Consider the following 1,365-nt stretch of genomic DNA (forward strand, 5'->3'; position numbering starts at 1 on the left):
GATTGGGATGACCAGACGAGTTCTTCTGTAGCTGCGTCGTACAGATTGGCTTCTAAGTAGTAATTTTTGTCCGTGGTGTAATACCCGGGGTCATACATTACCGGATTATAGTAGTTGTAATACCCCCAAAAACGACCATGGTATCCGTATCCCATTGGGGCATACATCGTGGTGCCAGGAACGTATCGCGTTTCATTGGTTTGGTCCAAAAGGGCGATCGTTAAGATGCTTTCGTTTCCCAATTCTTTGATTTTAGCTACAATTGCGTCTCGATCTGCTTCTTTGGCCTTAAATCCTGGAGGTATTACTTCAAAACTACTTGAAGCAGTAATTCCTTTGGATTGTATGAGCTCCACGAGGTCTTTTTCAACTGCATTTCTGGCAAGTAAATTTTCAGTCAGGGCTGTGACAAATACACTTTTATAACCTTCTGCGGGCTTGGAAGGGCTGGACCAAGAACCCAGAATTTTGACACTAGGAGAGCAGGAAATGACTATTGCGAACAGTGAAAGCAATAAGATGAAATTGGTTTTTTTCATATGACTGAGATTTAGTTGTCAATTTTAGCGAACAATAAGTCCACTGCATCCTGAATGGTAGCTGGCAGGTTCTTCTCTTTATTTGGCAATGCCCGATCGATAGTACCAATCCATACAGCCTCATTGCTTTTATTGTCTACTAGGTGCATGGTCAGGCTTCCTTCCTTGTAGGTGTTGACCGGAACTTCTCTGACTGACCAGGTATAATTTCTCTGGCCCGTATACATGAAAGGATCGGTCGCTAGGTTGGTCTCACGAGTCTGTACTTTATCCTGAACCGTCATCCCCAGATTGATTTTTAAATCTGGGTTGGAACGTTCTCTCCTCAAACCTCTTTCTTCCATTTTTTCTGTGATGGTTTTCTGAAGAAATTGGACATTTTGATTGAAGTTGGTCCCAGGCTCCTCGGGTCCAGTCGTTTCAAAAAAGTCGAAGGTTTGGTATTCTGCTAAATCAAAATCATCGAAGATTCCTTCGGGCACGGTCACATACTTTTTACCTGAGCAAGCAATGGTCAAGGCAAAAAGAAACAAGACAAATATGCTGGGGTTTTTCATAAAATTGACTTTATAGTTTGGTGATCTTTTGGTGTTAATTTTCAGGTTCACTTACCTATCCAAAATCTGTCAAAGTGAGATATTTATTTTATTTGAAGGAGTTTAGATTTTTTTTAAATACTTAATTATCAATATTTTATAAATAAAACTCATCAATAAATGGCAGTTCTTGTTGGATAGTGTTCCGGATGGTATTGTGGATATAGGTGTCTAGTTGGAAAAACTTTGCTGCATATTTTGCAGTGGTGATTTTCTTAAATTTTTTATAG

2 protein-coding genes are annotated in these 1,365 nt (G+C 39.7%); both read right to left on the reverse strand.

Annotated elements, in window-relative coordinates; all coding sequences use genetic code 11:
* Positions 1 to 539: hypothetical protein (locus OU792_RS18485; protein ID WP_274671050.1), on the reverse strand; the 539-nt coding region annotated here is incomplete at its 3' end.
* 11 nt (positions 540 to 550) lie between these two features.
* Positions 551 to 1,096 (reverse strand): DUF4136 domain-containing protein, encoded by a 546-nt coding sequence (locus OU792_RS18490; RefSeq protein ID WP_134202464.1) that lies wholly within the window; start codon positions 1,094 to 1,096, stop codon positions 551 to 553.
* Between the last annotated feature and the right edge of the window lie 269 nt (positions 1,097 to 1,365).

The organism is Algoriphagus sp. NF, from assembly GCF_028823735.1.
Taxonomy (GTDB): Bacteria; Bacteroidota; Bacteroidia; order Cytophagales; family Cyclobacteriaceae; genus Algoriphagus; species Algoriphagus marincola.

Coding starts and splice junctions, on each gene's coding strand:
- OU792_RS18490 (WP_134202464.1), bottom strand. CDS start 1,096: ATGAAAAACCCCAGCATATTTGTCTTGTTTCTTTTTGCCTTGACCATT.